Origin of the sequence: Psychromonas sp. KJ10-2, assembly GCF_047323255.1 — a bacterium.
GTDB lineage: Bacteria > Pseudomonadota > Gammaproteobacteria > Enterobacterales > Psychromonadaceae > Psychromonas.
The window spans coordinates 1,091,933-1,116,489 of record NZ_CP178827.1 but is presented as its reverse complement, the minus strand read 5'-3'; the positions used below and the strand labels follow the sequence as shown (position 1 = coordinate 1,116,489).

21 protein-coding genes and 5 pseudogenes are annotated in these 24,557 nt (G+C 39.4%); 15 read left to right on the top strand and 11 right to left on the bottom strand.

Annotated features, from left to right (window positions below; all coding sequences use genetic code 11):
* The first annotated feature begins 321 nt into the window (after nt 1–321).
* The gene (locus tag ACLKL2_RS05410; protein ID WP_413693652.1) at nt 322–1,551 is read left to right on the top strand and encodes a Zn-dependent hydrolase; all 1,230 of its coding nucleotides are present in this window, start codon (nt 322–324) and stop codon (nt 1,549–1,551) included.
* Between the two features lie 100 nt (nt 1,552–1,651).
* On the opposite strand, the gene ACLKL2_RS05405 is transcribed toward ACLKL2_RS05410, so the two are convergent.
* Nucleotides 1,652–2,302 (bottom strand): TetR family transcriptional regulator C-terminal domain-containing protein, encoded by a 651-nt coding sequence (locus tag ACLKL2_RS05405; RefSeq protein WP_413693651.1) that lies wholly within the window; start codon nt 2,300–2,302, stop codon nt 1,652–1,654.
* 290 nt (nt 2,303–2,592) lie between these two features.
* Here ACLKL2_RS05405 and ACLKL2_RS05400 point away from each other — a divergent pair.
* From ACLKL2_RS05400 to ACLKL2_RS05360, 9 genes and pseudogenes are all read left to right on the top strand, one after another.
* Nucleotides 2,593–2,906: pseudogene (locus tag ACLKL2_RS05400) on the top strand (dihydropyrimidine dehydrogenase); the annotation flags it as partial.
* On the top strand, nt 2,892–3,944 hold the full coding sequence (locus ACLKL2_RS05395) for an FAD-dependent oxidoreductase (RefSeq protein ID WP_413694258.1): 1,053 nt from the start codon (nt 2,892–2,894) through the stop codon (nt 3,942–3,944). The pseudogene ACLKL2_RS05400 and the gene ACLKL2_RS05395, both read left to right, overlap by 15 nt.
* Before the next feature lies 1 nt (nt 3,945).
* On the top strand, nt 3,946–4,068 hold the full coding sequence (locus ACLKL2_RS05390; RefSeq protein ID WP_413693650.1) for a hypothetical protein: 123 nt from the start codon (nt 3,946–3,948) through the stop codon (nt 4,066–4,068).
* Nucleotides 4,069–4,262: 194 nt separating this feature from the next.
* Nucleotides 4,263–4,794, top strand: a pseudogene (locus ACLKL2_RS05385) (tRNA-dihydrouridine synthase); the annotation flags it as partial.
* A gap of 3 nt (nt 4,795–4,797) precedes the next feature.
* Nucleotides 4,798–5,103: a 4Fe-4S dicluster-binding protein gene (locus ACLKL2_RS05380; RefSeq protein ID WP_413694257.1), complete on the top strand. Its 306-nt coding sequence runs from the start codon at nt 4,798–4,800 to the stop codon at nt 5,101–5,103.
* Nucleotides 5,075–5,215 (top strand): hypothetical protein, encoded by a 141-nt coding sequence (locus ACLKL2_RS05375; RefSeq protein WP_413693649.1) that lies wholly within the window; start codon nt 5,075–5,077, stop codon nt 5,213–5,215. The genes ACLKL2_RS05380 and ACLKL2_RS05375 overlap by 29 nt, the downstream gene beginning before the upstream one ends.
* 32 nt (nt 5,216–5,247) lie before the next feature.
* On the top strand, nt 5,248–6,585 hold the full coding sequence (locus ACLKL2_RS05370; protein WP_413693648.1) for an aspartate aminotransferase family protein: 1,338 nt from the start codon (nt 5,248–5,250) through the stop codon (nt 6,583–6,585).
* A 37-nt stretch (nt 6,586–6,622) separates the two neighbouring features.
* Nucleotides 6,623–8,116: pseudogene (locus ACLKL2_RS05365) on the top strand (CoA-acylating methylmalonate-semialdehyde dehydrogenase).
* 301 nt (nt 8,117–8,417) lie between these two features.
* Complete coding sequence (locus ACLKL2_RS05360; RefSeq protein WP_413693647.1) at nt 8,418–10,301, top strand: RCC1 domain-containing protein; 1,884 nt, start codon at nt 8,418–8,420, stop codon at nt 10,299–10,301.
* 45 nt (nt 10,302–10,346) lie between these two features.
* Here the strand turns inward: ACLKL2_RS05360 and ACLKL2_RS05355 are convergent, their stop codons facing one another.
* Nucleotides 10,347–11,567 carry a hypothetical protein gene (locus tag ACLKL2_RS05355; RefSeq protein WP_413693646.1) on the bottom strand — a complete coding sequence of 407 codons (1,221 nt, stop codon included), beginning with the start codon at nt 11,565–11,567 and terminating at the stop codon, nt 10,347–10,349.
* A gap of 330 nt (nt 11,568–11,897) precedes the next feature.
* Between ACLKL2_RS05355 and ACLKL2_RS05350 the strand changes: the two genes are divergently transcribed.
* Nucleotides 11,898–12,764 (top strand): carboxylate/amino acid/amine transporter, encoded by an 867-nt coding sequence (locus ACLKL2_RS05350; protein ID WP_413693645.1) that lies wholly within the window; start codon nt 11,898–11,900, stop codon nt 12,762–12,764.
* Between the two features lie 72 nt (nt 12,765–12,836).
* On the opposite strand, the gene ACLKL2_RS05345 is transcribed toward ACLKL2_RS05350, so the two are convergent.
* From ACLKL2_RS05345 to ACLKL2_RS05320, 6 genes and pseudogenes are all read right to left on the bottom strand, one after another.
* Nucleotides 12,837–14,189 carry a PepSY-associated TM helix domain-containing protein gene (locus tag ACLKL2_RS05345; RefSeq protein WP_413693644.1) on the bottom strand — a complete coding sequence of 451 codons (1,353 nt, stop codon included), beginning with the start codon at nt 14,187–14,189 and terminating at the stop codon, nt 12,837–12,839.
* Nucleotides 14,190–14,391: 202 nt separating this feature from the next.
* Nucleotides 14,392–15,207 carry a mechanosensitive ion channel family protein gene (locus ACLKL2_RS05340; protein WP_113819050.1) on the bottom strand — a complete coding sequence of 272 codons (816 nt, stop codon included), beginning with the start codon at nt 15,205–15,207 and terminating at the stop codon, nt 14,392–14,394.
* A 272-nt stretch (nt 15,208–15,479) separates the two neighbouring features.
* Nucleotides 15,480–15,767, bottom strand: a complete 288-nt coding sequence (locus ACLKL2_RS05335; protein ID WP_413693643.1) for a hypothetical protein — start codon at nt 15,765–15,767, stop codon at nt 15,480–15,482.
* A 5-nt stretch (nt 15,768–15,772) separates the two neighbouring features.
* On the bottom strand, nt 15,773–16,012 hold the full coding sequence (locus ACLKL2_RS05330) for a hypothetical protein (RefSeq protein WP_413693642.1): 240 nt from the start codon (nt 16,010–16,012) through the stop codon (nt 15,773–15,775).
* A 30-nt stretch (nt 16,013–16,042) separates the two neighbouring features.
* Nucleotides 16,043–16,141, bottom strand: a pseudogene (locus ACLKL2_RS05325) (hypothetical protein); the annotation flags it as partial.
* 338 nt (nt 16,142–16,479) lie between these two features.
* Nucleotides 16,480–16,851, bottom strand: a complete 372-nt coding sequence (locus ACLKL2_RS05320; protein ID WP_413693641.1) for a hypothetical protein — start codon at nt 16,849–16,851, stop codon at nt 16,480–16,482.
* A gap of 376 nt (nt 16,852–17,227) precedes the next feature.
* Between ACLKL2_RS05320 and gloA the strand changes: the two are divergent.
* The 3 genes and pseudogenes from gloA (at nt 17,228) to ACLKL2_RS05305 (ending at nt 19,774) form a co-directional block, all read left to right on the top strand.
* A pseudogene (gloA, locus tag ACLKL2_RS05315) lies at nt 17,228–17,611 on the top strand (lactoylglutathione lyase).
* 16 nt (nt 17,612–17,627) lie between these two features.
* The gene (locus ACLKL2_RS05310) at nt 17,628–18,725 is read left to right on the top strand and encodes an alkene reductase (protein WP_413693640.1); all 1,098 of its coding nucleotides are present in this window, start codon (nt 17,628–17,630) and stop codon (nt 18,723–18,725) included.
* 203 nt (nt 18,726–18,928) lie between these two features.
* Nucleotides 18,929–19,774: a DMT family transporter gene (locus ACLKL2_RS05305; RefSeq protein ID WP_413693639.1), complete on the top strand. Its 846-nt coding sequence runs from the start codon at nt 18,929–18,931 to the stop codon at nt 19,772–19,774.
* Between the two features lie 55 nt (nt 19,775–19,829).
* Here ACLKL2_RS05305 and ACLKL2_RS05300 read toward each other — a convergent pair whose 3' ends face one another.
* From ACLKL2_RS05300 to ACLKL2_RS05290, 3 genes are all read right to left on the bottom strand, one after another.
* A complete protein-coding gene (locus tag ACLKL2_RS05300; RefSeq protein WP_113819044.1) occupies nt 19,830–20,750 on the bottom strand; it encodes a bile acid:sodium symporter family protein in 921 nt (306 codons plus the stop codon).
* Nucleotides 20,751–20,929: 179 nt separating this feature from the next.
* Nucleotides 20,930–21,592, bottom strand: a complete 663-nt coding sequence (locus ACLKL2_RS05295; protein ID WP_413693638.1) for a DUF3047 domain-containing protein — start codon at nt 21,590–21,592, stop codon at nt 20,930–20,932.
* A 207-nt stretch (nt 21,593–21,799) separates the two neighbouring features.
* Nucleotides 21,800–22,996, bottom strand: coding sequence for an MFS transporter (locus ACLKL2_RS05290; protein ID WP_413693637.1), 1,197 nt, complete (start codon nt 22,994–22,996; stop codon nt 21,800–21,802).
* A gap of 359 nt (nt 22,997–23,355) precedes the next feature.
* Here ACLKL2_RS05290 and ACLKL2_RS05285 point away from each other — a divergent pair, with 359 nt between their 5' ends.
* The gene (locus ACLKL2_RS05285; protein ID WP_413693636.1) at nt 23,356–24,165 is read left to right on the top strand and encodes a phosphate/phosphite/phosphonate ABC transporter substrate-binding protein; all 810 of its coding nucleotides are present in this window, start codon (nt 23,356–23,358) and stop codon (nt 24,163–24,165) included.
* Nucleotides 24,166–24,557 lie beyond the last annotated feature (392 nt).

Genomic DNA, 24,557 nt, shown 5'->3' with positions numbered 1-24,557 from the left:
CTGGACGGGAATTGTTGTTCTGATAGGCGCTGTTACTTACTTCTAGGCAATTAAAGTCTATTTTTAAAGGGCTTGGTAAATAGTAGGGGGCAATAGCCTTGCTCAATATCAGGGCATTTGCTCACCATAGTGGTGCATGAATATTGTACTGATAATGATTAATATCCACTCTATTTGTTTTAAATGTACGCAGGTAGCTATATATAAGGGGTGTCATTAAACTTTAAACTTGTTGTCCTGTTGGTCAGTATCTTGCATTGTACTAAATTAATTATGTTATGTGCGTAATGTCGTTTAAATCAACTTGTATTGGAGTCAAACATGGAAGCATTAAAAATTAATAGTGATCGCCTCTGGGATAGTTTAATGGTAATGGCGAAAATAGGGGGCACAGCGAAAGGCGGATGTTGTCGTCTTGCATTGACTGATTTAGATAAGCAAGGACGTGAATTATATATTAAATGGGCTGAAGAAGCGGGCTGTACTGTAAAGGTTGATGCAGTCGGTAATATTATGTGTACTCGCCCTGGTGAAGATATGAGTTTACCGCCAGTGGGAACAGGCAGTCACCTTGATACCCAGCCGACAGGTGGTAAGTTTGATGGTGTATATGGTGTATTGGCTGGGTTAGAAGTGGTGCGTACAATGAACGATCAAGGCATTAAAACTAAGCACCCCATTGAAATTTCAGTCTGGACAAATGAAGAAGGTTCGCGTTTTGCACCTGCTATGATGGGCTCTGGTGTGGTTTCTGGTCGCTTTACTCTGCAAGAGATTTTAGACACTAAAGACGTTGATGGTTTGCGCTTAGGTGATGAACTTGAACGCATTGGTTTTGCGGGTGAAACGCCGGTTACTGGTCGTCAATTCCATGCTTTCTTTGAAACACATATTGAGCAAGGGCCTTATTTAGAAGCAGAAGAAAAACAAGTGGGCGTAGTGACTGGTGGTCAAGGGCAACGTTGGTATAACGCAGTGTTAACTGGGCGAGAATCTCATGCTGGTACCACACCTATGCATTTACGTAGTGATGCATTAATTGCAAGTTCGCAACTGGTGTTAAAGGTTGAAGAGATCGCCAAAGCGCATCCACCAGGCTGTGGCACAGTGGGCTTTATGCAAGTGATGCCAAACTCGCGAAATACTATTCCAGGCGAGATCTCCATGAGTATTGACCTACGTCATCCGATTGATGAAGAGCTAACTAAAATGGATGAAGCCTTAAAATCTGCGATTAAAGAGATAGAGGCAACGGGTCCAACCATTGCACTTGACCCATTCTGGTATTACGAACCTATTCACTTTAACGAAGACTGTGTGAATGCGGTACGCCAAGCAACGGTGGACTTAGGTTATAGCCATATGGATATTATTGCGGGGGCTGGACATGATGCTTGTTATGTTTCGGATTTTGCTCCGACGAGTATGATTTTTACACCCTGTTTAGATGGAATTAGTCACAATGAAATTGAAAGTACCACTCAGGAAGAGTGTGAAGGGGGCTGTTCTGTACTGTTGAATGCTATGCTGACCATGGCTGAAGTGGTTTAGGTTACATTCAGTAAAGGCAATTAATTAGTCGTTTAAACACATTGTAAATAAGTTGATAAATACTTTATTTACAATGTGTTATAAATTTTAAATCGGCAGGTTACAGTTGTTTAATACCACATCCTCTTAATACTATTTGCGTGATCAGTTCTGCACCCGTTTCAAAATCATCATCATCTAACTCCGCTTTACCCATCAAAATACTACTTTGTAATCCATAGTCGGCATAGGCTTGTGTTGATGACCAGATCATAAACAGTAAATGTTCTGGGCTAATTGGATTCATCCATTGCTTGGCGATCCACTCGCGAATCACTTGGCAGGTGCTAATAAACTGTACTTTTAAGTCGGTTTGTAGCTTTTCTTTTAAAAATGGCGCGCCATGTAGTAGCTCAGAAGCGAAGATACGAGAGGCATTGGAGTGATCTTTAGATTGTCTTACCTTAAGCAGAATATACTGTCTGAGCGCCTCTTTAGGATGCTGATCTGCGGTCATCTGTTCCATATCCACCAACCAAATCTTTAAAATTTGGCTAAGTACTTCTTTATAAAGCACCTCTTTAGTTTTGAAATAATAGAGAATATTCGATTTTGGCAGGTTCGCTTGTTCGGCAATAGAAGAGATAGTGGTGCCATTATAGCCAAATTCAGCAAAGCGCTGTTCTGCTACGGTTAAAATTAACTGTAGGTTACCTTTACGAATATCAGCTGATTTTCGGCGTTTTATTACACTTTTCTTAGTGTCAGTCATTAATCATTCTCCGCACTGTTTTATCGCAACAGCCTTGTCATGGTGCAGCATTACTCCACATTCATATCTTAGATCGAAGTGATTACTATTTAAAGACTTATAAGCGATCTCAGCGTTTAATATAAGCTTAATTTTTATACTAAGCAAAACAATCGCTTAGCCTCATGTTCGTTTTTTAATCTAACTTGTTGACTCTGTGGTCAGGTAGTTGGCTTGTTGTTTGCATTGTCCAAAGGGTCAATCATAAAAAGATAGTGCAACATTAATTATAAATAGGAGAGGTTATAGTGATGAATATGGACAATTCAGTAAACTATTCACAGCAACAATTAGCATTAGACCAAATGTTTAAGGACATCAATCCAGCCTTAAGTGCGCGTCAGGCAGGTATCGAAAGTTCACGTTGTTATTATTGTTATGACGCACCTTGTATTAAGGCATGCCCATCTAAAATTAATATTCCTAGCTTTATCGCTAGTATTCATGCCGATGATTTAACCGGTGCTGCTAAAACTATCTATAAAGAAAATATTATGGGGGCAGTTGTGCACGTGTTTGTCCTACTGAAATTCTCTGTGAGCAAGCTTGTGTGCGTAATCATGAAGCTGAAAAATCGCCTGTAAAAATTGGCTTATTACAACGCCACGCAACGGATAATGCGGAATTTGAAGGGCATCCCTTTGAACGTGCAGAAAACACAGGTAAAAAAATTGCTGTGGTAGGTGCTGGCCCTGCTGGGTTAAGTTGTGCACATCGTCTAGCACTGTTAGGTCATGAAGTGGAAGTATTTGAAGCACAGCCAAAAGCGGGTGGTTTAAATGAATATGGTATCGCTAAATACAAGTTAACCGAAAATTTTGCTCAGAAAGAGGTCGACTTTATCTTAAGTATCGGTGGTATTACGGTGCACTATGATCGCGCTCTCGGTAAAGATATTAGCCTATCAACACTTAAGGAAGAGTTTGATTCGGTGTTCCTCAGCATTGGTTTACAAGACACTTCATCACTGTATTTAGAACATGAAGATAACGATTCAGTATTAAATTCAGTTGATTTCATTAAAGAGTTACGTCAAGCCACTGATATTGACCAACTGGATATCCCAAAAGACAGCGCAATAGTGATTGGTGCAGGTAACACCGCCATTGATATTGCGTGTCAATTAAAGCGTTTAGGCACTGAAGAGGTCACCTTAGTTTATCGCCGTGGTGAAGCACAAATGAGCGCTACTGGCCATGAACAGCAAATAGCTAAAAACCATCAAGTTCGTATTAAAACATGGAGTCAACCAGAAAAAATTAACCTTGATGAACAGGGTAAATTAAGGTCAATGACCTTTAGTAAAACGTACCTCGATCAAGACAAGCTAAAAAGCACTGGAGAGCAGTTTGAAGTGCCTTGTAGTGCTGTGTTTAAAGCCGTTGGTCAAAAAATGGCATACCCACAAACCGAACAACTTATTCCTACTATTAGTAACGGTAAAGTCGCTACATTTCATAACCAATTAACCAGTATTGAAGGTGTGTTTGCTGGTGGAGATTGCACGGGTGTAGGGCAAGACTTAACTGTTGAAGCAGTGCAACAGGGCAAACTAGCGGCATTAGCCATTCATCAAGAACTAACTTCATCTGAGGAGAAATAACATGGCTGATTTATCAATTGATTTTGTAGGTATTAAAGCACCCAATCCATTTTGGCTAGCCTCAGCGCCACCAACAGACAAAGCCTATAACGTTGAACGTGCTTTTGAAGCGGGTTGGGGGTAGTTTGGAAAACCTTAGGTGAAGACCCTGCTGCGGTCAATGTTTCATCTCGTTATTCTGCACTGTATGACCACAATGGTGAGGTGTCTGGTTTTAACAATATTGAATTAATCACTGACCGTAGTTTAGAGATTAACTTGCGAGAAATTGAAGCGGTGAAAAAAAGCTGGCCTGACCGTGCCTTAGTGGTGTCGTTAATGATGCCTTGTGAGGAACAGATTTGGAAAACTATTTTAAAACAAGTAGAAGCAACTGGCGCTGATGGTATTGAACTTAACTTCGGTTGTCCTCATGGCATGCCTGAACGTGGTATGGGGGCTGCTGTTGGCCAAGTGCCTGAGTATGTTGAGATGGTCACTCGTTGGTGTAAAGAGCACAGTAAAATGCCGGTCATTGTTAAGTTAACGCCCAATATTACCGATGTAAGGTTCCCAGCGCGTGCGGCTAAAAGTGGGGGCCGATGCGGTGTCGTTAATTAATACCATCAACTCTATTACCAGTATTGACCTTGATGCGATGGCTGCTCGACCAATTGTAGACGGAAAAAGTACACACGGTGGTTACTGTGGTCCTGCCGTTAAACCGATTGCGCTGAATATGGTGGGTGAAATTGCCCGTGACCCTGAAACCGCTGGTTTACCGATTTCAGGCATAGGTGGTATTGGTAATTGGCGTGATGCTGCTGAGTTTATTTCCTTAGGCGCTGGCTCCGTACAAGTTTGTACTGCGGCGATGATTTACGGGTTTAACATTGTCACTGAGATGAAAGAAGGTTTATCAAACTGGATGGACAGTAAAGGCTACGAAAATATTGAAGCCTTTAAAGGATTAGCAGTTCCGAATACAACGGATTGGAAAAAGCTCAATATGAACTACAAGGTGGTGGCTACCATCGATGAAGATAAATGTATTGGTTGTGGTCGTTGTTACCAAGCCTGTGAAGATACCTCTCATCAAGCTATCGAAGTGACTGCAAATGAAGATGGTACTAATAGTTTTGGCATTATCGATGATAACTGTGTGGGTTGTAACCTCTAGTGAAATTACTTGCCCAGTTGATGACTGTATCACCATGGATGAGCGTTCTAAAGGGCAGCCATATATGAACTGGATGCAAGATGAACGTAATCCGCATCGTGAAGAAGTATAACGGCTCATGTCATCTATTTTTTGAGGTAAATTATGAATAAAAAACAGGTTAACCATAGTCTGACACAGTCGCAATTAGATGCGCATTGGATGCCTTATTCCGCCAATCGTGAATTCAAAAAAGATCCAAGAATCATAGCATCCGCAGCAGGGCGCTATTTTACTGATGATGCAGGGCGTAAAATTTTTGATGGATTATCTGGTTTGTGGTGTACAGGTTTAGGACATTGTCGACCGGAAATTACTGAGGCAGTGAGTCAACAACTTAATACCCTTGATTACTCACCAGGTTTTCAGTTTGGCCATGAGAAGTCATTTCAACTAGCCGAAAAAATTACTGAGTTTATGCCGCAAGGTTTAAACCGCGTGTTTTATACCGTGTCTGGTTCTGAAGCCGCTGAAACCTCATTAAAGATGGCACGTGGTTACTGGCGTAAAAAAGGGCAAGCGACAAAAACCAAATTGATAGGTCGTGGTTTAGGTTATCACGGCAGTAATTTCGGTGGTATTTCGGTCGGAGGCATTGGTGGTAATCGCGCCATGTTTGGGCCTGCGGTGGAAGCGGATCACCTTCGTCATACCTTGTTGCCTGAAAACTTGTTTAGCCAGGGACAACCTGAACAGGGTAAAGCTTTAGCGGAAGAGTTACTCGATGTGATTGCATTACATGATGCGTCAAACATCGCTGCGGTTATTGTCGAGCCATTATCTGGGTCTGCGGGGGTGATTCCACCTCCTGTTGGATACTTAGATCGTCTTCGAGAAATTTGTACCGATAATAATATTCTACTGATATTTGATGAAGTCATTTGTAGTTTTGGTCGAATGGGCGCAAAAACCGGTGCAGAAGCTTTTGGCGTTGTACCAGATATGATCAATATTGCTAAACAGGTCACTAACGGTGCTATTCCGATGGGGGCAGTGGTGGCTAAACAAGAGATTTACGATACCTATATGGATAATAGCGGTGGCGACCATATGATTGAGTTTCCACACGGTTATACCTACTCAGCACATCCCGTTGCTTGTGCGGCGGGTTTGGCGACATTAGATCTTTTACAGCAAGAGAAATTACCGGAAAGAGTGAAAGCAATGAGCGATTACTTTCAGCAAGCGGTACACAGTTTAAAAGGCTGTAAGCATATTGTTGATATTCGCAATTATGGTTTTGCCGCAGGTTTTACTATTGCGCCAAACAATGGTGACCCTGCATTAAGACCTTATCAAATTGGCATGAAAATGTGGAAGAAAGGTTTTTTCATTAGATATGGTGGCGCGACTGTTCAACTAGGTTTGCCTTTCACCACTGAGAAGGCTGAAATCGATTCCTTAATTAATGCGTTAGGTGAAACTTTCAACGAGATAGCTTAAAAAACTAATAACGTGGTAATACCACATGGAGATTGTTATGACACAAGTAGTAGGCCATTTTATTGATGGTGAAGTAATAGAAGATAATAGCCGAACACAGGATGTATTTGACCCAGCATTAGGGGAAGTTGCCACACAAGTTGCATTAGCGTCTAAAGAAACCGTGGAGGCGGCGATCGCATCGGCACAACAAGCTTTTCCTGAATGGCGTAATACACCACCTTTAAAACGTGCTCGTATTATGTTTCGTTTTAAAGAGTTATTAGAAGAGAACCGCGATAAAATTTGTCATCTTTTAGGTAAAGAGCACGGTAAAATTTTGCATGACGCAGCGGGCGAGTTACAACGTGGTATTGAGAACGTTGAATATGCTTGTGGTGCTCCCGAATTGTTAAAAGGGGAGTACAGCAAAAATGCAGGACCGAATGTTGATTCCTGGAGTGAAATGCAATCAATTGGTGTCGTTGCTGGGATCACACCTTTCAACTTCCCTGCAATGGTACCGATGTGGATGTTCTCCATTGGCGATCGTGTGTGGTAACTGTTTTATTCTAAAACCTTCTGAAAGAAACCCAAGTGCACCTTTATTTTTAGCGCAGTTATTACAACAAGCCGGCTTACCTAAGGGGGTGTTAAATGTAGTAAATGGTGATAAACAAGCTGTTGATGCCATTCTCGAAGATAAACGTGTAAAGCGGTGAGTTTTGTTGGCTCTACCCCAATTGCTGAGCATATTTATACAAAAGCAACTGCAAGCGGTAAACGTTGCCAAGCATTAGGTGGTGCAAAAAATCACGCGATTATTATGCCCGATGCCGATATGGACAATGCAGTTAATCAACTATTAGGTGCAGCTTTTGGTTCCTCTGGTGAACGTTGTATGGCGTTATCTGTGGTTGTCGCCGTAGGTGATCAAGCCGCTGATGCATTGATTGAAAAAATGACCGTCGCCATGCAGAGCTTAAAAGTCGGTGTCTTCGATAATACTGATAACGATTTTGGCCCTGTTATTACCAAGCAGCATCAGCAGAAAGTAGTGGGTTACATTGATAGCGCTGAAGCCGATGGTGCAAGTATTGTTGTTGATGGCCGTGACATAAGCGTTGCAGGTTATGAAAATGGCTACTTTGTTGGCGCAACCTTGATCGATAACGTTAAAGCAGAGATGGACAGTTACAAAGCTGAAATATTTGGCCCTGTACTTCAAGTGATGCGCGTTGAATCTATGGATCAGGCGATGCAGTTAATCAATGACCATGAATATGGCAATGGCACTTGTATCTTCACTCGTGATGGTGAAGCCGCGCGTTATTTCTCAGATAATATTGAAGTGGGTATGGTTGGCATTAACGTGCCATTACCGGTGCCAGTTGCTTACCATAGTTTTGGTGGTTGGAAACGTTCACTGTTTGGTGATTTAAGTGCCTACGGCCCAGATGGTGTTAAGTTCTACACTAAACGTAAAACCATTACACAGCGTTGGCCATCAAGTGGCGTAAGAGAAGGAGCGAGTTTCGCTTTTCCTAGCTAAAGCATAATAGCTATGGCATTAGAGTCATATCATTAAATAGAAAGCCCTTGTTTGTTAAACGCAGGAAAGGGCTTTTTTGTATCCAAGAAATGCTGAAAGAAAAATGTTAGTTGTTTTTTTAGATTTTCTCCTTTGGTTTTTATTCAATAAAAACAACTTATAATACTTGGCCCTATTAACGTTAACCTTATGATCAATAAGGTTTAAATTTAAGTAGTAAAAAATGTAAATTGACTCGTGTTTTAGCCTCTTAATAAATATATTGATAACTATTATCATTTATGTAGGTGTAAAATAAAATATGAAGTTAACTAAAGTCTTGGCATTAAGTGCATCGGTTGCATTGACGACTGCTTGTAACGAAGACTCAACAGATTCAGTTGAATTATTGGATGTGATGAATGGCCAATTAGAAGTGGCTGTTTCTGGTTTAGCTTATTCGACGGATACACTGTCTGGCACAACCGATGAATCTGGTTCATTTGAGTATCGTGATGGTGAAACCATCACTTTTAGTCTAGCAGGTTATAGTCTCTCAGAAGTTGTGGCTGACTCTAGCATTACTATTTCTGACTTAGTAGACGAGAGTAGCGCGCGTCAAACACAGACAATTAAACTATTAAAAATGATGCTAGCATTAGATGACGATGGCGATATATATAATGGTCTAAGTTTGGATACCAGTGTGTTAAGCGATGACAATGCTGACTTTATCGACATCGATGATACGAATTTTGAACAAGTAACAAGCGCAGTGAGCAATGCTACTGCTTTTGCTTACGCTAAAACTATGAATTTAGGAAGCAATACGACCTTATCTGCTGGTAACCATCATACGCTTGGATTAACAGTTGCGGGTAAACCTTTTAGTTTTGGTGAGAACTACGGTGGAGTTGTGTATGCTGAATCACCAAGCCGTTACTGTGGCAGTGAGTTAAGGTTAAAGTTAGGCAGAGAGTCTGATACAGACCTTGAACCAGGAACAGAATTAAATGAAGAAGGTAATGATAGTCTTTCTGATGAAGAAAATGCTTGTTATATCGAAGCTAATATAGCGCGACAGTATGGGCTCTATAATGCCAGCTCCGGTTGGGTTACCTTGAGTGATGACTCATTAAGCTTCAAACGTATTTCAACGGATCAAACTGATGGTGCAATGGTCACGGAAGATGGTCGATTATTTGTTTTTGGGGCGAATACACTAGGTGGCTTAGGTTTAAGTCATACTGATCCGGTTACATTCCCAACGGAAGTGTTGTTACCAAATGATGATTTAGCTACTTATGCAACATCGGGCTCGGCTAATACTTATGTTGTGACTCGTTCTGGTAATGTTTACTCGTCGGGCGATAATGGGAATTTGCAACTGGGTCGATTAGATGACTCCTCTGATGACCAAAGCACCTTCGGTTTAGTGTTAATATCAGAGGTTATTGTTGACCTTGCTGTACGTGACCACACTGTTTATGCATTAACAGAAGATGGTGATGTCTATTCTTGGGGCAATAATTCAAGTAAGGGTGAGCTAGGTGATGGTAGTGTCAGTGTTGACCGCTCTACACCATTAAAAATATTGGAAGGTAAGAATATAGTTGCTATTGAAGCCGGTGCCGATTTTGGTTTAGCTGTTGATAATGAAGGTGTTGTTTATGGGTGGGGTAACAACAGTTATGGTGCGCTAGCACAAGGAACACCTGAATTGAGTGGAGCTATTTATAAAGTTTCTGACGTTGAAAGTGTATTAATCCCGGAAGTAATTGATAATTTATCTACTGGCTCAGAAGCGTTAGGGTCGGATCGTATCATTGCATTCCAAGGCGGTAGTCGTAATGCTCGTGCATTAACAGAAGCTGGTGACATCTACTCTTGGGGTGACATGGGTACTGGGTATATGGGAAATGGTTATGAAACCGATAGCTCAGGTATTGAGCGTCAAATCTCAGTAGAAGCGGTTAAAAACACAACCTTAGATGACCAGTTTATAGTTACTATGAGTGCTAATACATCAAGTCATTTTGCTGTCACAGAAGACAACACTGTTTATGCATGGGGATCTGGTAGTGATGGTCGTTTGGCAGTAGAGCAAGACGAGTGTGCTGAAACTAATATCAGCCTGTATGATGAGACTGCTTCATCGACAGTTTGTTACTCTCCGATTGAAGTGGATGTTATCCCTAGTATTTAATCATATTAGTGAAAATGCCGCTCTCGAGCGGCATTAATCATAAATTTAGTATTCTGTTAAATCACCTGTATACATCTTGTCGTCATCACTAGGATCACGGTCATTATCAGAAACGCTGTTAGTGTAGTCAGAGTCATCAACGTTATTTTCTACTACCCAATGGTCTGGTGAAATCGATTTGGTAGTTGATGCACTGTAGGCGGCACCACCAGAGCCAAGCGGTAATGTTAATGTGACCGACACACTATCCTCATCGTAATACTCATCATCAAAGGTGAGTGAGTTGTCATGAATGTCATTGTTATAACCCCAACCGCTAGATTTTTCATTTATTTCAAATGCATTCTCAAAGTATTCATTATCATTTTGATCACCAGTGTTGAAAGCCGCTTCTGCATGATTGCCTTTGAAATCAATAAAACTTAAACCACCATTCAGGATGTCGTTCATACCTTCTGCATCAAATGTATTATCAATGATGTAAGCGTAAGAAGAACCTTCTTTAATATCTACATGTTCGGCTGTTACATTTGGACCTAAGGTGTTACTTAGAATTTGATTGTAATCTGTTGCTGGGTCGTAAGTGTTTGAGCTGGTGCCTGTATCATCCCACTTAGTGTAATCAGAACCAATATAGATTGCTTCACCATACTTAACATTATACAGGCCGGTATCGTGTACGTTCGAGTTCTGAACGATATTATAGGAGCTTCCATCGCGAAGGTGAATACCTGATTGACCTACGTCGTAAACTTCAACATTATTAATGGTGACATAATCAGCTTGATCGAGAGAGATACCTGTTCTAGCATTAGTAACTTCAATCTTCTCAATATAAACATAGCTAATACCTTGATCGTTAGAATCATCATCATCTGCACCATCGATGGCTAATACCGTACCATTGTTATAATCATCACCATCCAGTATTGGCATATCAAGATAAGTTTTACCGGTAATCCAAATAGGTTTATTTTGTGTACCACCTACATTCAATTCAAAATTTCCAGTATAGGTACCAGGTGCAATGATAATTTTATCACCTGCACTTGCATCTTCTAAGGCATCTTCTAATTCGCTTGTCGTTTCTACATTAATCACATTCCATGAAATATCATCAAAATCTAAGATCATTTCATCTCCGGTCTCTGTATAGCTGTCTGCATAACCAGTTGAGCTATTGATGCCATCATCAGCATAAACACTTGATGTAAATACGATAGTTGCTATCGCAGTCATTATTTTATTTGGGGTAAAAATTCTCATTTTGCAATTCCTTTTTAAATAGGTTTTAAAACGACTTTTATAAAACACTGGTTGATAACAAAAATCATTATCACTTGTGTGTTTTTAACTTAACTCATAACTGGATAGATAGTAAACATTATTATGAATAAAATACTTATTTAGAGAGTGTTTAATGAAAGTTTAAAATATCGAGCGTAAAGTAGAGCTGAATACTTGTTGGGTAAACTAATGGGAAAAAAGGAAATAAACTTCACTTTATTAATATAAATGATGCCTTATCTTTTATATGACGATGTTGATTATATCCAGTAAACTACACAACCTTATTTAATTGAAAATGGATTTACTATGGCTTATTTATTATCGGTGACTCTACTGTGGGCATTCTCTTTTAGCTTGATCGGTGTGTATTTGGCTGGTCAAGTTGATGCTTGGTTTAGTGTATTTATCCGTATTGCATTTGCGACCTTAATATTTTTGCCATTTCTAAAAATTAAAAAAATCGATAAACGTGTTGCTTTGAAAATAATGCTGATTGGTGCTGTTCAATTGGGCATGATGTATATTTTTTACTATCACTCATTTTTATATTTGTCTGTCCCAGAGGTCTTACTATTCACCGTAATGACGCCTATCTATGTAACTTTATTAAATGATGCGCTTGATAAGTGCTTTAACCCTCGTTTTTTTGCTGTGGCTTTAATTGCTGTGTGTGGGGCTGTGGCAATACGTTATGAAAGTATCACCAGTGATTTTCTATTCGGTTTGTTACTCGTGCAAGGTGCTAATCTTTGCTTTGCTTTAGGGCAGGTGGCTTACAGTCGTTTAATGTCTGATAGTAAGATTGAGCATAAGACGGTGTTTGGTTGGTTCTTTGTTGGTGCATTGTGTGTTGCCACTGTTTGTTATGCTTTGTTTGGTGACGCGAATAAATTACCAACCACAAGTACACAATGGGGAATCTTACTTTACCTTGGAACGATTGCATCAGGCCTTGGTTACTTTGCATGGAATAAAGGCGCAACTAAGGTTAACGTAGGAACACTGGCAATTATGAATAATTTATTAATCCCTGCTGGCATTTTAGTTAATTTAGTTATTTGGAATAAAGAAGCTGATTTATTTAGGCTGACTATCGGTGCGGTTATTATTTTGGGTGCTTTATTGATTAATCATTATTTAAATAAAAAAACAGCTGTAACGGTAAGTCATTAACCATTATTAACGTTAACCTGTTAGTAAAACAGGTTAACTTTTAATATTTATTACCATTCTACCTTTTTTAGTTTAATCAAAAACTGCTCTTGCTTTCGGTGAAATTAATAATACGATTCTATCCAGTATTAACACACCAATGATTGCTGTTGCGCCAAGTGGGAACAGTAATGAAATGGGTAATAACAACCAGGTTGCTTGTTTCCAACGCTTTAGGTTCTTAGGCTTTTTAGGTGCTGCTAATGCTATTTTCCCCTGTGGTCGGCGCAACCACCAGATCACTACACCTGTTATACATATCAATAGGATGCCTAAACAAAATAAGGTATTAACCACATAATTCCATAGTCCCCATTGTCCCATATGTAACGAGATGCCTATCGCCATTGATTTTGCAGCTAAGCTATAATCTGCATAACCAACATCCGCTAACACTTCACCTGAGTACTGATCAAAATGTACAGTGCGGTCATCAGTCGCATTCTCAATATCTTTACTCATAGAGCTAGCTGAAGTGGTGTAAACACCTGTGTCACCTTTTGGAAAAAACACTTGGAATTGTGTAAAACCTAATGTTTGAGATTGCTCAATGATGTGATCTAAGCTGACAGTTTCAGTATTTCGGCTAGCTATAGATTCAGGTAAAGCAGACTGCTCTAATCCCCAAGGCACTTGCTTTAAACCTGGTACATTTAAACTATCATGGGTGAGGGTAGATGAAACACTACTCGCACTTTTTTGCATTGGGAAAGTGCTCCAAAGTTGTAACATTGAACCACCCCAAACACTGGCCCAAGCTAACCCTGATAAACAGAAAAAGACTAAAATAACAGATATCCAAGCACCGATAACAGAGTGTAAATCGCGCCAATATTCACGTCCTTTATTAGCCGTTACACAGAGTGCTGCTTTTAAAGTTTTACCTGAGCGTGGCCACCATAAATAGAGTCCTGTGATCACCAGTAAAATAGTAAAGCTGACTGCTATTTCAATCATTTTATCGCCGCTATCACCGAGCATAAAGGTGCCATGAGTATTATCAGCCCAGGCATAAAGAGAGTCAGATATGGACAAGTCACCTAATACCTTTGCTTGGTACGGGTCTACAAAAACAGTTAATGCATCACCATTATGCATGACTTGAAACCGTGTTGAATCAGCGGGGTCTCTTGATGAGTGAATTGATTTAATAAGGTCTTCAGGGTAAGCCTGTGCGACTAATGTTTTTTGTGCTGTATAGCTGATAGGGGATTGAGTAACTTGTTCAACTTGATATAAATCTTGGTTTGCCAATTTTTCGACAACAGGCGAGTAAAGCATTAATAAACCAGTTACCGCGAGCATTATTAAAAATGGGATAGTGTAAAGTCCTGCATAAAAATGCCATCGCCACACAGACATATAAAAAGATTTTGAGTTACTCATAGAAGTCCTTAAAAGAGTGATGTTATTGCTTTAATAACTGGTTATTGAACAATGTTATTAATGGTTTGATAGGGGAATTCGAGGGCGAAGATTATACCTTAATAGAAATAATTATTCCTGATAAATGAGCAATAACTTAAATGTTAGATATAAAAAAACCGAATGTATGACATTCGGTTTTGGAGGTAAGTCTTAAATAAGATTAACCTTGTTTGTGTACATGTACATCCATTTGTGGGAATGGAATGCTAAGGCCTTCATTGGCGAATGTTTTGTAAACATTTTCATTCATAGCGAAGAATACACCCCAGTAATCTGGTGCTTGAACCCATGCACGAACCGTGAAGTTAACTGAGCTATCTGCTAGTGCAGATACAACGATAACAACTTCAGGATCTTTAAGAATACGTGCATCAGCATCACACATTTGTTTAATGACTGCGCGTGCTTTATCAACATCATCACCGTAAGCAATACCAATTGTCCAATCTACACGACGCTTCTCTTCTGTTGAGAAGTTAGTCATTGAACCTGTTGATAGCCCACCATTTGGTAAGATGATTGTTTTGTTATCACCTGTTTTTAAGATAGTGTTGAAAATTTGAATTTCACGCACTGTACCAGCGTGACCTTGTGCATCAATGAAATCACCTACTTTGAATGGTTTGAATAGTAAAATCATTACACCACCTGCAAAGTTTTGCAGTGTGCCTGATAATGCCATACCAACGGCTAGACCTGCTGCTGCTAAAATAGCAACAAATGATGTCATTTCAATACCAAGCATGCCAAGTACAGAAATACCTAACATCACTTTTAAGATCATACCGATTAAGCTGTTTAAAAACGGCTTTAATGAGGCATCAACGTTACTCTTAGTCATCAACTTGTTTAAACCGCTTAACACTAGCTTGATGATCCAAGAACCAATTATCCAAACTACAATTGCAGCAATTAGTTTAGGTCCATATACCAGCGCGATTTCTGTTGCTGAATCCATTATTTCATTTGCGTCCATACATCCTTCCTTAGATTTTAAAGTACATAAAATTGACAATCTATATAAAACTGTGAAATACATCCAGCACTGATTTTAAATAATTTTCTTCATAGTGAGCTGTATCATGTTTATACAAAAAAGTGACTGTTTTTTGCTGGATTTTTAACTAATGAGTAGTAGTGGATTTTAACCACATGGAAGATCTGTAAAATGAGTTTTAGTCTCATTTAATATAGTTAGGCACTATAAAGATGAAGTTTATAATGCCTAAATTATTTACATCATGTTAATCATGTTTTATGTGTGGTGTCTGAAGCGTCTTTATCCGATTCTATGGTTTGAATCGGTTGATTTCGAACACACATTAACGCCGTTGACATATATTGGCATGTACCAATGTATAGATCATTATGCACACCTTCATATTGACAAGCTTGTGACCGCGCTTTTTCAGTGCAGGCTTGTAATGCCAATTTATTTAATGGGCCAGAATGTGCTAAAGCAGCATTAGATACAAATAGTGATATTACGCCGAGGGCTAATAAACAAAGTTGTTGTTTTAATTTTTTATCATTCATGATCTTTACTCTTCCGGTCTTGGTGGGCGTTCACCATTTTCTGGGCCACCGTTTGGTGGACCGCCAGCAGGACCACCCTCAGGTCGAACCGTTTCACCATGCATACAACCGATAAACATATTTTCACTTGGGCTAGCTGCATGGTAGTGATATCCACGGATATCATCGGTAGTACCACGACACTCATCAAGCATCTCTTCTTCGCCTTTAGCATTCTTCATTGCGTAAATAGGGTAACCATCCATCGCATAACCAATTAATGGTGCATGTCCATCATCAGTGGTTTCTGATTTATCAGTACAACCGTTTGTCGAATGGTAGTGATAACCTTGATGTTCATTGATATGTCCACCACAATCATCAAATGCAGCAATGGTATAACTACCTAAGATGGCATCAACAGGTGCTGGGCCGGCTAATTCTGCTCCATCAAGGGCAATACCTACAGTGTGTACTCGACCCGCCGTATTTTTAGCTGGGATAGGTGTCGTTGGAATTAAGTAGGTTTGTGTAAAGTCATCGTCAAGATAAGCCAGTTCGCACTCAATACAGTTTTGTTTGTATTGCTCTTCAACATCTGGGCGAGCTGCACCTAAACAAGCTGCTTTAGTAGCGGTATAGCGTACTTTATTGGTTTTAGCATCATAAACAGCCCATTTATCATCTTCATAATACTCATCAAGCTTTAAAATGAACTCTCCTGTTATGTCAACTAACTCTCCACTGCCATCTTTGCTAAACCATTTACCGCCATCTTCTGGGCCGTCGCTAGTGGTTCTTGGACAAAACGGGCCGGCTCTCTACCTGCTGGTGCACCTGAAGTGACTAATTTATAACAGGTTGTTTCTGTGCCTTCCGCTGTGGTGCAGTCGACAATAGTTGGCTCTTCAGTAAATGCCCCTTTTTTAAACATTGTCAGGTTGATTCCTTGATACACTTGATTTGCCTGGCTGGTAGGGGAGGCAGTCTTTGTTACCGTTGATGTCACAGTGTCTTTTTCAGTTTCACTGTTACATCCTACTAAAGTGGCTAATGCACTAAAGGCAACGAGTCCTGTTAATATTCGCTTGTTTATTAAGCTCATTATGAGATCCTTTTTTGTTAAGAGCATAGGTGTTGATACCGCTTATTTATTTTCTTGGACTTATTATGGATAAATAGCATCAGTATCAGTTTACAATACATGCACAATTGAAATTGTGGCTTAAAGGTATCATTTTTTAGCCATAAAATCATATGGATACAATTAAACACCACACATTTTAGTGATGCATAGTTTTATGAAAAGTTAATTTATATTATTGATAAATAACTTACACCTGATACTGACAAAGTGTGCGTGACAAAGTTCCTAACTTATAATTTTTGATTATTATGATCATAAAAAATGATAATTTTATTGTTTAAGCTTGCCACTGTATCGTTAGCACTATTATGACACCCCAATTAGTAAGATTTAAATGAAGTTTTTACATACTATGCTCAGAGTAAGCGATCTTGAACAGTCCATTGACTTTTATAGCAAAGTATTAGGGATGAAAGTGTTAGAGAAAAGTATCAATGAAGCTTACCGCTATACCTTAGTTTTTGTCGGTTATGAGAGCAAAGAAGCTAGCGCGAGTATTGAGCTGACCTTTAATTGGGATACGCATGAATATTAATTAGGTAATGCGTTTGGTCATGTTGTATTGGGTGTTGAAGATATTTATGCTGCCTGCAAAAAAATAGATGCATTAGGTGGCAAAGTGACACGTGAACCTGGCCCTGTAAAGGGAGGAACAACCCATATTGCCTTTATTACCGATCCCGATGGATATCAAATAGAGTTGATTCAATTAGACTAATTTAGAGGAAATAAAAATGAAAGAGGCACTATTTCAACCATTGCAATTAGGTAAATTATCCCTAAAAAACCGCATCGTTATGCCACCAATGACACGTTCTCGTTCAACACAACCAGGGAACGAAGCTAATGACATAATGGCAGAATACTATGCACAGCGTACAGGTGCTGGTTTAATCGTTGGTGAAGGTACACAGATTTCTACATTAGGCCAAGGTTATGCCTGGACGCCAGGTATCTATAGCAAAGCTCAAATTGCAGGCTGGAAGAAAGTGACCGATGCAGTACATAGCAAAGGTGGTGTGATGTTTGCTCAGCTGTGGCACGTTGGTCGTGTAACCCATACTGATAATACGCAAGGTGTACAACCTATTTCATCTTCTGCGTTAAAAGCAGAAAATGTAAAAGTGTTTGTAGATAACGGTATTGGTGAACCAGGTTTTGTTGATGTTGTTGAACCACGTGAAATGACTAAAGCGGATATTGAAGAGGTCATTGGGCAATACCGTCAAGCTGCATTAAATGCATTGGAAGCAGGGTTTGATGGTATTGAATTGCATGCTGCTAATGGCTATTTAATTAATCAATTCATTGATTCAAATGCTAATAATCGTACTGATGAATACGGGGGTAGCATTGAAAATAGATTACGTTTTCTAGGTGAAGTTGTTGAAGCCATGACAGATGCGATTGGTGCCGACCGAGTTGGGGTACGCTTAGCACCTTTTACTTCGTTAAATGGGACTGTTGATGAAACACCAGTTGAAACTTATGTTGCTGCGGCAGCGTTATTAAATAAACTAAAAGTGGTGTATATCCATATCGCAGAAGTTGATTGGGATGATGCTCCGGATACGCCTGCTGCTTTTAAACAAGGTATTCGTGATGCTTACCAGGGTGTGATTATTTATGCTGGGCGTTATGATGCGGATAAAGCTGAAAGGGCCATAAAGGAGGGTATCGCTGATATGATCGGGTTCGGGCGTCCCTTTGTAGCTAACCCTGATTTACCAAATCGAATCAAACAGGGGTACCCATTAGCGGTTCATAATCCTGATACACTATTTGGTGGTGCTGAAAAGGGATTAACAGATTACCCTGAATATAATGCTTAATATCAAATTAATGTAATGATAACTATCAAAATTTAACGCATAATACGGCCACACAAAGTGATTCAACTTAAAAGCAACCTTGCAGTTTTGTTAGGTTGCTTTTGTGTTTCTGATTACAGCCTTTGTGTTATATGCAAGCATACTATTATGCCTCAACAAAATAGTATGCTTAATCAAGTTTATCATTATAAAAGAGTATCATTATGCGTGGAGAAATCCATTTAGTACTTGCCACCTTACTAGCCGGTATCGGTTGGATCGCCTCAAAATTAGTTATTACCGGTATCCCGTGCGACTTATTTATCGCCAGTCGGTTTTTCATTGCCAGTTTTATTCTATTACCTTTCTGTTATAAAAGTATTTTACGCTTAAATGCACGCCAAGTATGGTCTGTATGTGGGGTTGGGTTGATGCTAACCTTGGGAATCCAAGTTTGGATCTATGCGGTCTCAATTACAAATAGTCTCTCAGAAGGTGCGTTTATCATGAGCTTAGCCATGATTATCGCGCCATTTACTGCTTGGATATTTTTTAGAGAAAGACCTAATAGGGCATTTTGGATAGCCTTACCCATTGCGATTATTGGTATGATGTTATTAACCTTAGCTAATGGTTGGCAAGTGGAAAGTAGCCAATGGTGCTTCTTATTATCATCGGCGCTATTTTCAGTGCATTTTATCTTTAATAAGCGTGTTACCAATACTGTTAAACCCTTAGTCTCTATCTATCTTCAATTACTGACAGTAGGCAGCGTCAGTTTTATCTATGTGTTGTTAACCCAAGAGATTGAATATGAGTTAAACAATACGGTGATTTTCTGGTTCATTGTTTCTACCTTGATTGCCACCTCGATTCGTTATCTTTTTCAAAGCGTTGGCCAATTCTCTGTAAAGATTGAAACCGCTGCTCTGATTATGATTTTAGAGCCGATTTGGACATTGTTATTGAGTATTAGCATGTTAGGTGAGGAGGTGAAACTGCAAAAGCTATTAGGTGCTGCGGTGATCTTCTTATCTTTATTTATTTATGTGAAGCTATCACGCAGATAGTGTTAGCGTTTAACATGCACCTCGAACTCGCTTATGAACGAGGTGCATAAAACGCTTAAGCTTTATCTTGCTTAGCGCTACGTGACCAGTAACCGGCTAATAGTGAGCCGCTGATGTTGTGCCAAACAGAGAAGATAGTGCCTGCGATGGCTGCAGTTGGTGCAAAGAACTTCATGGCTAATGCTGCTGCTAATCCTGAGTTTTGTAACCCTACTTCAAAGGCAATAGTACGGCATACCTTTTCTTCAAAACCTAGCTTTTTAGTAATAAAGTAACCAGCTAATAAACCAAATGAGTTATGCAAGATAACCGCGACCGCCACCATTGGTCCCACAGTAATTAAGTTATCAACATTCAGTGCCACCACGATTGCGATAATCACCACAATAGCCGCCATCGAGATAAGTGGCAAGATAGGTGAAATTAAGCTAATTTGCTTATGCAAGAAGGTATTAATCACTACGCCTAATAGAACAGGTACTAATACAATTTTCACTAAGCTAATGATCATACCTGTGACAGGAATATCAATTGCTTTACCGATTAATAACTCTATTAATAGCGGGGTTAAGATAACGCCTAGTAAGGTACTGATTGCTGTCATAGTAATTGATAACGCAACATCACCTTTGGCTAAAAAGCACATTACATTACTGCTTGTTCCGCCTGCAACAGCACCTACAAGTACTAAACCTACGGTTAAGTTAGTATCGAAGTTAAGTAAAGTCGCGATACCTAATGCCACTAAGGGCATGACAGTAAACTGCAATATCACGCCGACTGAAACGGCTTGGCCATTTTTACTTACTTTTGCAAAATCTTTAGCAGTTAATGTTAAGCCCATGGTTAACATAATTAGCGTCAATAAAGGCACTATATAGGCTTTTAATGCAATAAATAAGTCAGGTTGGAAAAAGGCTAACACTGACAGTGCAATCGCCCATATTGGAAATAAGTTAGTTATTGTTGCGAACATCATGATTCCGAGTTTATATTTTCAAAGGGCATGAGAATAAACATTTGATTTTGAATATGCAATAAACAGCTTGTTAATATGTGTCTTTGTTTCGCATAAATGCAGGAAATCGACTTAAGGGAGAATGAGAGTGGCGTAGATTGGGTAGGTTAGAAAGTTAAAAACTAAAGTATCTGCAGTTATTGAGCGCTAAAGCTAAGATCACCGTAATAAGATTGTGCGTTTCCAGCACTATTGTCGGTATCTGTCATGATCGCAATAACATCAATATAACGATAAGCTTTTAGGTTTTTTTGCTCACTACCTTTGTCGCCAAATTGCTCGATAAGATCTTGGTAAACATTCCGTTTCTCTTGATACCATTGATTAATATTGGCTTGTTTTCCACGCACAGCAAGCATCTTCACTCGATCGCCTATAAAAGCGTTATTCCATACTGTCCCTTGCGCTTGGTTACTCGACCAAACGTAACTTAAGCATTTACTACTCCAGACAGCAAAGCCGCCATCGATCACCACGTACACTCTAGCGACATAATCATCGCCCGATTTTGTTTGTTCATTTAAACCCGGAAGTTTTGCTGTTGTGAGCCAATCCCATTGTATGTAGGGTGTTTTTAATAGATCCACTGGTTTTTTTAATATCAAGCCTGAAGCACTGTTGTTACTTTCAGCTTTTAATACCGTACGCTCACCATATTTTACTAGGTTATAGCTTGATTGCCCTGCAAAGGATTCTTCTTCCCAGTCTGCTAAACCAAGGGTGGCAAAGTCAGTGATTTGGGTGACTGCTTGTACTTGTAAGCTTATCAAAAAACAAAAAAGTAATGATGTTATACGCATGGTATTTCTCTTTGAATAACTAGATGAACTTGCATCATAGCGTTACATAAGGTCATTGGGCAATCTAGATTAAATGGAATGAGGATCAATTGATTAATGCGCGATATTATATTGCTGGTGTTTACTGTCAAAAGTAATTGGATGATAAATTGATACGAGTGAACATGCCTCTTCATTTTCATTATCAAAACGAAGAGGCAACTTAATTTAAGACGTTAACATTGATTGATTTTTACGACTTAATTGGAAATAACTTAATCCCCACATGATAAATCCACCTAAGAATAGCAGGGCTGCTACATAGCCCGTTTGATTCGGTTGTGCACCTTGTGCAATGGCCATTCCACCAACCCAAGGACCAATTGCATTGGCGATATTAAAGGCACATTGTACTAAAGCTCCAATCATCGCGTGACCATCTGGTGAAACATCCATGAGTAAGGTTTGAATTAATGTGGCTAATCCGATACTGCAGCCAATTAAGAAGATCACCGCATATAATTGCCAAATATTATGGCTTGCACCCACATACATAAGCGAAAAAATAATCGTAAAGACTAAGCTTAATCCGGTCGCTTTTATGGCAGACCCATCGGCCGCTTTACCTAAGAAATAGTTACCGATAGTGCAGCCAATGCCAAACATTACCATGGCAATAGAAATGGTATAAGCAGGACTATGTGTTACATCTAGGATGGTGTCTGCGATATAAGTATAGATACAGAATACACCGCCAAAGCCAACAATAACTATGCCTAGAATCGACCACACTAGTTTGTCTTTTAATACACTTAATTCATTAAGCAAATTAGAAGGTTTACTGTTGTTTACATTAGGCACCACAAAATACACCAAGATAACCGCAATCAAAGATAAAAATGAGGCGCCTGCTAAACAGTATCGCCAACTTAGATTTTGACCCACTAAGGTAACTAACGGTACGCCCACGATAGTAGCAATGGTTAAGCCCATGAAAATCTTAGACATAAATGTAGCGCGTTTACCTTTGGGAGCGATTTCTGCTGCTAATAATATGGCTGCACCAAAATAGGCTCCGTGCGGTAAGCCACTTAAAAACCGAAATAAAATAAGTTGGTTTAAGGAGTTTGAAAGAGCACTTAACCCATTGGCGATAAACATTAACCCTAAGAAAATCAGCAAGGCTTTACGTTTTCTCATATTGGCAGTGCTTAACATCAGAATAGGAGCTCCTACAACAACGCCGATAGCATAAGCACTAATTGCATGACCTGACTGTGTAGGAGTGACATTAAACGTATCACTGATTAAAGGTAGCATCGGCATCATAGAGAATTCGGTTAAACCCAATATAAAGGTTCCGAGTGCAAGTACTATCATAATACCCACTCGGTTAATGGGCTGTGATGCGTGGCTTGTGGTCATAATCTTCCTTTCTGTTAGCAAGCATTGTGAGTGGATTAATCGACTCATTTAATACCTGCTAAACCTCATTGTTTTATAAAAGTAAATAATAATTGGAAATGTGACCTTAGTCACCTTAATTTTTAAATGTATGCTAGAGCGCAGACCACTTAAGCTCGCTAGCTGTAAACCTGTTGGGAAAGTCGTCTAATTTTTATTAATCATCACATTTTTTATCTTAAATCAGTAGGGAAACTTTTGTTTTAATCTACACTTAAGGGGTAATTTACATATCTATAAATGATCTTGGGTTTTGCTTTTATCGTATTGTTCTGCCGCGATGGTTCATTTGAGTTTTATTCACATAGGAGGTGATTAATATGCAGGTGCTGTTTATTTCATTAATGGTTCTGTTTTTATCCAGCAATCTATTTGCACAGGAGAGGGTATTAAAGCTTGGTGTTGTTCCTCAACAATCAGCTTCTAGTTTAGCTAAAGTTTGGTTGCCATTAACTCAGTCTATATCTGAAAAAACCGGTTATAAAATCCGTTTCTCTACTGCTCCCAATATTCCGGAGTTTGAAAGACGAGTCGCGGCCGGTGAATATGATATTACCTACTTAAACCCTTATCATTATACAGTGTTTAGTCAGTCAAACGGTTTACGCGCCATTGCTCGTCAAAAGGACAAACGTATTCATGGCATTATGGTGGTGCGGAAAGACAGTGATATTTCTAGTTTATCGATGCTATCAGGCGTTGAAATCGCTTTTCCTGCTCCAGCCGCCTTTGCTGCAACTATTTTACCACAAGCTCATCTCCGTCTAGAAGGTATTTCATTTATGCCTCAGTACGTTTCATCCCACGATTCCGTTTACAGTGGTGTAGTAAAAGGGTTATTTCTTGCGGGTGGTGGGATTGACCGTACTTTATCAACTTTCCCTAAGGCGCAGTCAGAACAACTAAAAGTAGTATGGCGATCTAAAGGTTATACCCCACACGCTTTTGCTGTTTCTGCTGAATTAAGTGAGGAAGAGACCGATCGCATCCAAGATGCATTACTGTCGTTGAATGATCAGCAAGAAGGCATGGAAATATTGACCAGATTAGGTTTCAAAACAGGTCTGATGAAAAGTGAAGACAGTGATTGGGATGATGTTCGTTCCTTAAAAATTGACTTGCTTAAATAATTAGAGAAACGGTTTATATGCTGAACTTTAAACTCTCTTTTAAAATGAAAACGATTTTCGGTATTGCTATTATCGAAACGCTTTTTCTTTTGTATTAGTCCTTAATAGTCGTTCTATTCTATATCAAACAATTGAGTTAGATATTCAAGATCAAGCGAATAATATTTCAACTTTATTAGCAACAGCCTCTGTCGATGCAGTGGTGTCTCAAGATATCGCTACCCTAGATTCTATTTTGAATTCCTCTATCGCTACTTCACAAATATTATATATTCGGATCTTAGGGGTTGATGGTGTGTTAGCTGAGGTTGGCAGTCAGCATTTCTTAAATCAGCCCTTTAAAGAAGACAATTCGATTGTTGATAGTGAAAGTGACGGTACTTATGACGCTT

Excerpts from the sequence above, each read along its gene's own strand:
- ACLKL2_RS05410 (WP_413693652.1), top strand. The coding sequence starts at position 322 with ATGGAAGCATTAAAAATTAATAGTGATCGCCTCTGGGATAGTTTAATG.
- ACLKL2_RS05405 (WP_413693651.1), bottom strand. The coding sequence starts at position 2,302 with ATGACTGACACTAAGAAAAGTGTAATAAAACGCCGAAAATCAGCTGAT.
- ACLKL2_RS05390 (WP_413693650.1), top strand. The coding sequence starts at position 3,946 with ATGGCTGATTTATCAATTGATTTTGTAGGTATTAAAGCACCCAATCCA.
- ACLKL2_RS05380 (WP_413694257.1), top strand. The coding sequence starts at position 4,798 with ATGATTTACGGGTTTAACATTGTCACTGAGATGAAAGAAGGTTTATCA.
- ACLKL2_RS05375 (WP_413693649.1), top strand. The coding sequence starts at position 5,075 with ATGATAACTGTGTGGGTTGTAACCTCTAGTGAAATTACTTGCCCAGTT.
- ACLKL2_RS05370 (WP_413693648.1), top strand. The coding sequence starts at position 5,248 with ATGAATAAAAAACAGGTTAACCATAGTCTGACACAGTCGCAATTAGAT.
- ACLKL2_RS05360 (WP_413693647.1), top strand. The coding sequence starts at position 8,418 with ATGAAGTTAACTAAAGTCTTGGCATTAAGTGCATCGGTTGCATTGACG.
- ACLKL2_RS05355 (WP_413693646.1), bottom strand. The coding sequence starts at position 11,567 with ATGAGAATTTTTACCCCAAATAAAATAATGACTGCGATAGCAACTATC.
- ACLKL2_RS05350 (WP_413693645.1), top strand. The coding sequence starts at position 11,898 with ATGGCTTATTTATTATCGGTGACTCTACTGTGGGCATTCTCTTTTAGC.
- ACLKL2_RS05345 (WP_413693644.1), bottom strand. The coding sequence starts at position 14,189 with ATGAGTAACTCAAAATCTTTTTATATGTCTGTGTGGCGATGGCATTTT.
- ACLKL2_RS05340 (WP_113819050.1), bottom strand. The coding sequence starts at position 15,207 with ATGGACGCAAATGAAATAATGGATTCAGCAACAGAAATCGCGCTGGTA.
- ACLKL2_RS05335 (WP_413693643.1), bottom strand. The coding sequence starts at position 15,767 with ATGAATGATAAAAAATTAAAACAACAACTTTGTTTATTAGCCCTCGGC.
- ACLKL2_RS05330 (WP_413693642.1), bottom strand. The coding sequence starts at position 16,012 with ATGGATGGTTACCCTATTTACGCAATGAAGAATGCTAAAGGCGAAGAA.
- ACLKL2_RS05320 (WP_413693641.1), bottom strand. The coding sequence starts at position 16,851 with ATGAGCTTAATAAACAAGCGAATATTAACAGGACTCGTTGCCTTTAGT.
- ACLKL2_RS05310 (WP_413693640.1), top strand. The coding sequence starts at position 17,628 with ATGAAAGAGGCACTATTTCAACCATTGCAATTAGGTAAATTATCCCTA.
- ACLKL2_RS05305 (WP_413693639.1), top strand. The coding sequence starts at position 18,929 with ATGCGTGGAGAAATCCATTTAGTACTTGCCACCTTACTAGCCGGTATC.
- ACLKL2_RS05300 (WP_113819044.1), bottom strand. The coding sequence starts at position 20,750 with ATGTTCGCAACAATAACTAACTTATTTCCAATATGGGCGATTGCACTG.
- ACLKL2_RS05295 (WP_413693638.1), bottom strand. The coding sequence starts at position 21,592 with ATGCGTATAACATCATTACTTTTTTGTTTTTTGATAAGCTTACAAGTA.
- ACLKL2_RS05290 (WP_413693637.1), bottom strand. The coding sequence starts at position 22,996 with ATGACCACAAGCCACGCATCACAGCCCATTAACCGAGTGGGTATTATG.
- ACLKL2_RS05285 (WP_413693636.1), top strand. The coding sequence starts at position 23,356 with ATGCAGGTGCTGTTTATTTCATTAATGGTTCTGTTTTTATCCAGCAAT.